Below are 7,163 nucleotides of genomic sequence, written 5' to 3'. Positions count from 1 at the left end.
ATCGACGCCGGCGTCGTTCTGCATGTCCTCCCACAGCCGCAACGCCTCGCGCGCCAGCGGAATTTCCTCGCGCGCGCGGCCCTGCTGGCGGCACCAGCCCCAATTGCGGCTCGACTGCTCGCCGCCGACATGCCCCTTCTCGACGAGCGCGACGGAAAGTCCCTTCTTCGCCAGATGATAGGCCGCGGACACACCGATTACGCCGCCGCCGATGACGACGACGTCAGCCTGCGCCGGCAGGCGATCGTCGCTATTTATACGGTTGAGCGGCGGGGACATGGGGCACTCCTGGAAATCAGCTCGATCGAAGCTCGTCGGCTCGTCATGGGATGTTCATTCGCGGGTCGAGCGCATCGCGCAGGCCGTCGCCGAGGAAGTTGAAGCTCGTCACCGCGAGCGTGATGGCGAGGCCCGGCGCGATCGCGAGCCACGGCGCGCTGGTCAGATAGATCTGCGCGTTGTTGAGCATATTGCCCCAGCTCGCAGCCGGCGGCTGGATGCCGTAGCCGAGATAGCTGAGATAGGATTCCAGCAGGATCGCCTTGGCGACGTTCAGCGTCGCCGCCACCACGATCGGCGCGATCGCATTGGGCACGAGCTCGCGGAACATGATCCGCAGGTTCGACGAACCGAAGGCGAGCGCGGCAACGGCGAATTCGCGCTCTCTGAGCGATCGGACCTGGGCCTCGACGACCCGGGCCACCCACATCCAGGCGGTGGCCGCGATCAGCACGGTGGTGGTGACGAAGCCGGGCTCTATGAGCGCTGCGAGCACGAGCAGCAGGAAGATGGTCGGAAAGCACAGCACGGCATCGACGAGCCGCATCAGCACCGCGCCGACGACGCCGCCATAGAAGCCGGCAAAGGCGCCGACCACGATGCCGACCACCATCGCGATCACCATCGCGACGATGCCGATCGACAGCGACACCCGCCCGCCCATCATCAGCCGCGCCAGCACGTCGCGGCCAAGCTCGTCGGTGCCGAGAATGTGCGCGCCCGACAGCGGCGGTGCGAACCGCTTCATGATGTCGATATAGGTGTCGTCGAACGGCAGGAGATATGGGCCGAACGCCGAGCCCAGGACGAGAACCAGGATGGTCACCGCGCCCGCGAGCGCGAGGCGATGCCGGCGGAAGCGCCGCCAGGCGGCCTGGCCGGGGGAGAGCTGAACGGTGGAGAGGGTGGCAGCCGTCATCGCCTAGCCCACCCGGATGCGCGGATCGACGACGGCATAGAGGATGTCGGCAAGCAGCGAGCCGATCAGCACTATCGTCGCCGAGAACATCAGGATGCCCATCACCACGGGGTAGTCGCGGTAGCCGATGGAATCCAGGAACAGTCGCCCCATGCCGGGCCAGGTGAACACGGTCTCGGCCACCAATGCGCCGCCGAGCAACGTCGGAAGCTGGAGGCCGGCCACCGTGATCATCGGCAGCAGCGCGTTGCGCAGGGCATGCACGGTGAGGATGCGCCATTCCGGCATGCCCTTGGCGCGCGCAGTGCGGATGTAATCCTGGTTGATGACCTCGAGCATGGAGGATCGCATGAAGCGGCCCCACATCGCGGTCTCGACCAGCGCGAGCACCAGGGCCGGCGCGATCAGATGATGCAAGAGGTCCAGGAAGGAGCCGTCGCCGACGGTCTCTCGGTTGCCGGCCGGCAACCAGCCGAGTGTCACCGAAAACACGTAGATGATGACGAGACCGAACCAGAAGGTCGGGATCGACAGCGCGACCATGGCGCCGACGGTTGCGAGCATGTCGAACAGCGAATAGCGCCGCAGCGCGCCAAGGATACCGACCCAGCAGCCGAGCAGCACCGCGATGATGGTCGCCGTCGCCATCAGCTCCAGCGTCGCGCCGAGATGCGAGGAGATCACCGACAGCACGGACTCGCCGTCGCGGTAGGACTTGCCCCAATCGCCTCTCAGCATGCGGCCGAACCAGTCGAGATACTGAATTGGCAGCGGGCGATCGAGGCCAAGCTGCTTGGTGACGCGGTCGAGATCCTCCTGGGTCATCTGCGCGGAAGCCGCAAACTGCGAGAGCGGGCCGCCGGGCGCCAGATGCAGGATGGCAAAGCCGATCGCCGAGACGATCACGAGCAGCATGATCGCCTGCGCCAGGCGATTGACGACGTAACGGGCCATCTCAGGCGATCCAGCGAGCCGGATGCATCAGGCCCAGTACCATTCGCGGATGTTCCAGCAATTGATGGAGGTGTTGATGTTGGGACGGAAACCTTGCAGCCCTTCCTTCACGCCTTCGGCGATGAAGCCCTGGAACATGGGCAGGATCGCGAGGTCGTTGCGGATCAGCTTCTGCAGATCGCCATAGGTGGTCTTGCGCTGCGACAGATCGAACTGCTTGGCGCCTTCGGCGAGAAGACGGTCGGCCTCCGGGCTCTGGTACTGATAGGTGTTGTAGCCGCGACCGCCCTTGGCGGGAATGGCGCCGGAGCCGAAGCGCGGCGTTACGTCGGGATCGCTGCCCAGCATGAAGTTCACCGACACCAGCACCGAGTTGAATTTCGACTGCTGCCAGAAGTCGCCCCAGATCACCGCCGCCGGCATGTTGTTGACGCGCATCGCAGCACCGATCGCGCGCCAGTCCTGGATCAGCAGCTGCTGGGTCTGCTCGCGCACGGCATTGCCTGACGTCGTCGAATTGGTGAATTCGAGCTTGACGCCGCCCTTCTCGCGAATGCCGCCGGAGCCGCGGACCCAGCCGGCAGCATCGAGCAGCGCATTGGCCTTGGCGGGATCGTATTTGTGCTGCGGCAGGCCCTTCTGGAACGACCACGCCTGCTGCGGCACGAAGCTCTCGGTCTGCGTCGGCAGGCCGTAATAGAGCGCGTCGATGATCGCCTGCTTGTTGATGGCGAGGTAGAGCGCCTCGCGCACCGCGCGGTCGGCGAAGGGACCGAAATCCAGGTTGGGTGCGATATGCTCCACCGAGGACGTCGCGGAGACGAAGATCCTCCGGCCCTTCAGCGTCTTCGCCTCCTGCACGAAGTTCGGCAAAATGCCTTGCAGGCCGGTGTAATCGACCTGGCCGGTGCGGAACTGGGTGTAGAGCACGGTGAGGTCGGGGATATACTTGAAGACCACGCGTTCGACGTACGGCCCCTTGCCGTGATAGCCGGTGTAGGCGTTCAGGAGGATGTGGTCGCCGGGCACGCGCTCGCCCCAGCGGAACGGTCCGGTGCCGACAGGCGCATTGTGGAACGGCGAAGCGTTCGGGTCGGACACCTTCTCCAGGATGTGCTTGGGCACGATGAAGGTCAGCGATCCCAGGATCGACATATAGGGCGAATAGGGCGCTTCCATTCGCCAGTGGATCTCGTCCGCCGCGACGACCTTGATGTCCTTCACGAGACTATGGCCGACGCGGCTGCGGGCGCGGAAATTCGAATCGTTGATCAGATCGAGCGAGAACTTCACGTCGTCGGCCGTGAACGGCGTGCCGTCGTGCCACTTCACGTCGCTGCGCAGCTTGATCTTCCAGGTCAGGCCGTCGGCCGACAGCCCGCCATTCTCAATGGTGGGGACTTCGCGCGCCAGATCGGGAACGAAATTGCCGTCGGGATTGATGTACCAGAGCAGCGAGAACACCTGCCACCAGACGCCCTGATCGACCTCGATCCCGGGCATCAGCGGATGGAATACGGTCGGCTCCTGCGACAGCGCCGCAATCACCTGCCCGCGCGGCTTGTCCGGCGGATTGGTCGGGCGCTCGGTCTGCGCGAAGGCGTTGCCTGCAAGGCTCCATCCCGCCGCGGCACCCGCGCCGAGCTGGAAGAATTGACGGCGATTCGGAATGTCGAGATGCACTGCCCCAACGCCGAACTTGCCGGTGTCGTTTGCCATGACCCACTCTCCATTATCGCACGCGGCACCATCTCCCGCGCCCCGAGACCCCGGCAAAGGGACAGGAGTGGGCTTTAGTGCTTCTAAATTTTTCTATCAAAAATTCATCATAACTAAATACAGCTGTCAATCACATTGCTAGGATGCGCGACCTTTTCACTCCGACTGAAGCCTTGGCCGATCTGGTCCGGGGCTGAGATGATGCATGGGAGAGCGACATGGATGGTCGCGGCAACACCAACGGTCCGAAGGACGCCCCGACGATCGAGGCCGACGATGCGGTTGACCAGCGCCTCGGCGAGACCGTACGGCTGCTGCGCCAGCGCGCCGGCCTCTCGATACAGGACGTCGCCACCAGGACCGGCCTCTCCAACGGCATGATCAGCCAACTCGAACGCGCGCGCGCCATGCCGTCGATCCGGACGCTGCGCCTGCTCAGCATCGCGCTCGACGTCCCGATCTCCTATTTCTTCGAGACCACCGATCCCGGCGACGTGCAGCGCTACATCGTGCGCAAGAACAGCCGGCGCCTGCTGCGCCTCACCGCCAGCGGCGTCGTCAAGGAAGCGCTGACGCCGGCAGACAAGGGCCAGCTCGAGCTCTATGAGCTCACGCTCAATCCCGGCGCCTCGTCCGGTACCGACTTCCTCCAGCATACCGGCGAGAAGGCCGGCTACATCCTGTCCGGCAGCCTGCGGCTGTGGCTCGACAACCAGGCCCATGTGCTCGAGGCCGGCGACAGCTTCCGTTTCCCGAGCATCGTGCCGCACATGTTCGACAACCCGACCCAGCAGGCGGCGCGCGTGATCTGGGTGACGACGCTGCGCCAGACCGATTCGCCGGCGGGTTGATGCGCGAGGCCGGGCCTCGTGTCCGGGGACAGCCGGCCGCTTCGCGCCACCGGAAATTGCCCCTCGACGGAAACGCACGGAGTCTGTAGCTCACATCAAGCGGCTCCCTGAACCGGGCGGCCGGGGCGGTCCTTGGCTGGCGTCTTTGGTATGAGACCATGAAACTCAGGGGGCTTCTGACACTCGCGCTGGCCACACAGGCCATCGTGACGGCCGCAGCCCTTTTCGCCTCCTATGCCGTGACCGGCAGCGGCACGCGTGAATTCGGCATTCTCCAGCTTGTCGCCCTGCTGGCAAGCGCCGCCGTCGCGGTGCTGATTGTCCGCCTCTGCACCGGCACGATCGCGAGGTCGGAGGAAAAGCGCACCGCCGCGCAATCGGCTGAGCTGGCGCGGGCAGGCAGCGACAGCGCGCAGATGACGCAGGCCGTCATCAAGACCGCGCTCGACGCCTTCATTCAGATCGACGACAGCGGCGCCGTGCTGGAGTGGAGTTTTCGGGCGGAGGCCCTGACCGGATGGACGCGCAAGGAGGCTCTCGGTGCCCACGTCGTCGACCTCATCGTCGCCGAACCGCTCCGCGCCGCTTTCAGGCAGCGCATGGCGCGGCACGTTCCGGAATTGTCGGACACACCTGCCGGCATGCGCTTCGAGCTCACCCTGATCCACAGGAACGGTGAGCGGATCCTGGCCGAGGCGTCCAGCACGGTCTTGCGGCTGGGCGGGCGCGCCATCGTCAACACTTTCGTCCGGGACATCACCCAGAAGCGCGCCGCCGAGGAGCAACTGATCCAGTCCCAGAAGATGGAGGCGGTCGGGCAACTCACCGGCGGCATCGCGCACGAATTCAACAACATGCTCACGGTGATCACAGGCACGATCGAGATCCTCGCCGACGCCGTCAAGGACAACCCGCCGCTTGCGACCATCACCAGGCTGATCAGCGAAGCCGCCGATCGCGGCGCTGCGCTGACATCGAGCCTGTTGTCATTTGCCCGCAAGCAGGCGCTGCAGCCGGCCGAGATCGACGTCAACGAGCTGCTGGAAGAACTGGCTAAGCTGCTGCTGGCGACCTTCGACAAGAAGATCGAGATCGTGACCCGGCTTGGCGGCAACGTCTGGCTCGCCTTCGCCGATCGCAGCCAGCTGAGCTCGGCGCTGCTCAACCTCGCGATCAACGCCCGCGACGCCATGCTGGATGGCGGCAGGCTGACGCTGACGACGCGCAACGTCGTGTTCGGCGTGCGCGAGGCCGTCGCGATCGGCGCCGGCTATGCCGGCGACTATGTCGAGATCGAGATTGCCGACACCGGCACGGGCATTCCGCAAGCCATCCTGGAGCGGATCTTCGACCCGTTCTTCTCCACCAAGGAGGTCGGCAAGGGCACGGGGCTCGGCCTCACCATGGTGTTCGGCTTCATCAAGCAGTCCGGCGGCGGCATCAAGGTCGCGTCCGAAGAAGGTCGCGGCACGATCTTTACTGTCTACCTGCCGAAGGCGGAGGCGAGCACGCTGCGTCCGTCCGGCTACGACGACCGCAAGATCGTGGGGGGCCAGGAAACCGTTCTCTGCGTCGAAGACGACCGCGATGTCCGCCAATACGTGACGGTTCAGCTCGAAGCCCTCGGTTACAAGGTCATCCCGGCCGCCAATGCGACCGAGGCCCTCGCCATCTCCGCCGAAGGCAGGCCGTTCGACCTGCTCTTCACCGACATCGTGATGGCCGGCGGCATGAACGGGCGGGAGCTCGCCGAGCAGATGGCGGCCGCGCGGCCTTCCTTGCGTGTCCTGTTTACGTCGGGTTATGCCTACGACTCGCTGCATGCGCAGGGACGCGCCACCATGGGCGCACCGCTGCTGAGAAAGCCTTATCGCAAGGCCGAGCTCGCACGCATGCTGCGCCGCTGCCTCGACACCGCCGTCGATTCCGCAGGCGACGCGATCCCGACGCCCTACTCGGTGCAGGCCGATGTCGAGGCTTTTCTGCGCAGGCAGGCGGCGGAAGACAGCGGGACAGGGAAGCCGCGGAAATAGCCGCCTCGTGCCCGAAGCGGAATCGCTTCAAGTTGAAGCGATTATCGCGGTGGCTCCTTCACCTCTCCCGCAAGCGGGCGAGGGAGCGCACCTCCTTTGTTGCTGCATCAAACCTCATCTCATCGCACGCTCAGCTCATCCTTCGCCGCAGCGTGGCCGACGGCGTCTCGCCGAATTTTTCGCGGTAGGCGCCTGCCATTCGGCCGAGATGGGTGAAGCCGAGATCGAAGGCGAGGTCGGTGATGGAGACATCGGGTGACGCCTGCGCGAGGCGCGCGTGGAGACCGGCCAGGCGCATGTCGAGCAGCATCTGCGAGATCGACAGGCCGAAGTGACGGCGGAATCCGAGCTGGAGCGCGCGGATGCCGATGCCGGCGGCGCAGGCGAGCTGCACGAGGTCGAGCGGCT

The 7,163-nt window shown here is 65.3% G+C and carries 7 protein-coding genes; 2 read left to right on the top strand and 5 right to left on the bottom strand.

Translation table 11 applies throughout. The features are described from left to right. The 4 genes from MOV75_RS21355 to MOV75_RS21340 form a co-directional block, all read right to left on the bottom strand. On the bottom strand, positions 1–279 hold a 279-nt coding region (locus MOV75_RS21355), incomplete at its 3' end, for an FAD-dependent oxidoreductase (protein WP_247006540.1). A 43-nt stretch (positions 280–322) separates the two neighbouring features. Further along, on the bottom strand, positions 323–1,198 hold the full coding sequence (locus MOV75_RS21350; RefSeq protein WP_246929421.1) for an ABC transporter permease: 876 nt from the start codon (positions 1,196–1,198) through the stop codon (positions 323–325). Positions 1,199–1,201: 3 nt separating this feature from the next. After that, positions 1,202–2,152: an ABC transporter permease gene (locus MOV75_RS21345; RefSeq protein ID WP_246929423.1), complete on the bottom strand. Its 951-nt coding sequence runs from the start codon at positions 2,150–2,152 to the stop codon at positions 1,202–1,204. A gap of 27 nt (positions 2,153–2,179) precedes the next feature. Further along, positions 2,180–3,871: a peptide ABC transporter substrate-binding protein gene (locus MOV75_RS21340; protein WP_246929425.1), complete on the bottom strand. Its 1,692-nt coding sequence runs from the start codon at positions 3,869–3,871 to the stop codon at positions 2,180–2,182. Positions 3,872–4,089: 218 nt separating this feature from the next. Here MOV75_RS21340 and MOV75_RS21335 point away from each other — a divergent pair, with 218 nt between their 5' ends. Further along, a complete protein-coding gene (locus MOV75_RS21335; protein ID WP_246929428.1) occupies positions 4,090–4,722 on the top strand; it encodes a cupin domain-containing protein in 633 nt (210 codons plus the stop codon). Between the two features lie 158 nt (positions 4,723–4,880). Continuing rightward, positions 4,881–6,755: an ATP-binding protein gene (locus MOV75_RS21330; RefSeq protein ID WP_246929430.1), complete on the top strand. Its 1,875-nt coding sequence runs from the start codon at positions 4,881–4,883 to the stop codon at positions 6,753–6,755. 130 nt (positions 6,756–6,885) lie between these two features. On the opposite strand, the gene MOV75_RS21325 is transcribed toward MOV75_RS21330, so the two are convergent. Next, positions 6,886–7,163: helix-turn-helix domain-containing protein (locus MOV75_RS21325; RefSeq protein ID WP_247006539.1), on the bottom strand; the 278-nt coding region annotated here is incomplete at its 5' end.

Origin of the sequence: Bradyrhizobium sp. PRIMUS42 (assembly GCF_023006515.1) — a bacterium.
Lineage (GTDB): Bacteria > Pseudomonadota > Alphaproteobacteria > Rhizobiales > Xanthobacteraceae > Bradyrhizobium.
Note: the sequence above shows the minus strand (reverse complement) of the source record. Positions and strands in the feature narration are given on the sequence as shown.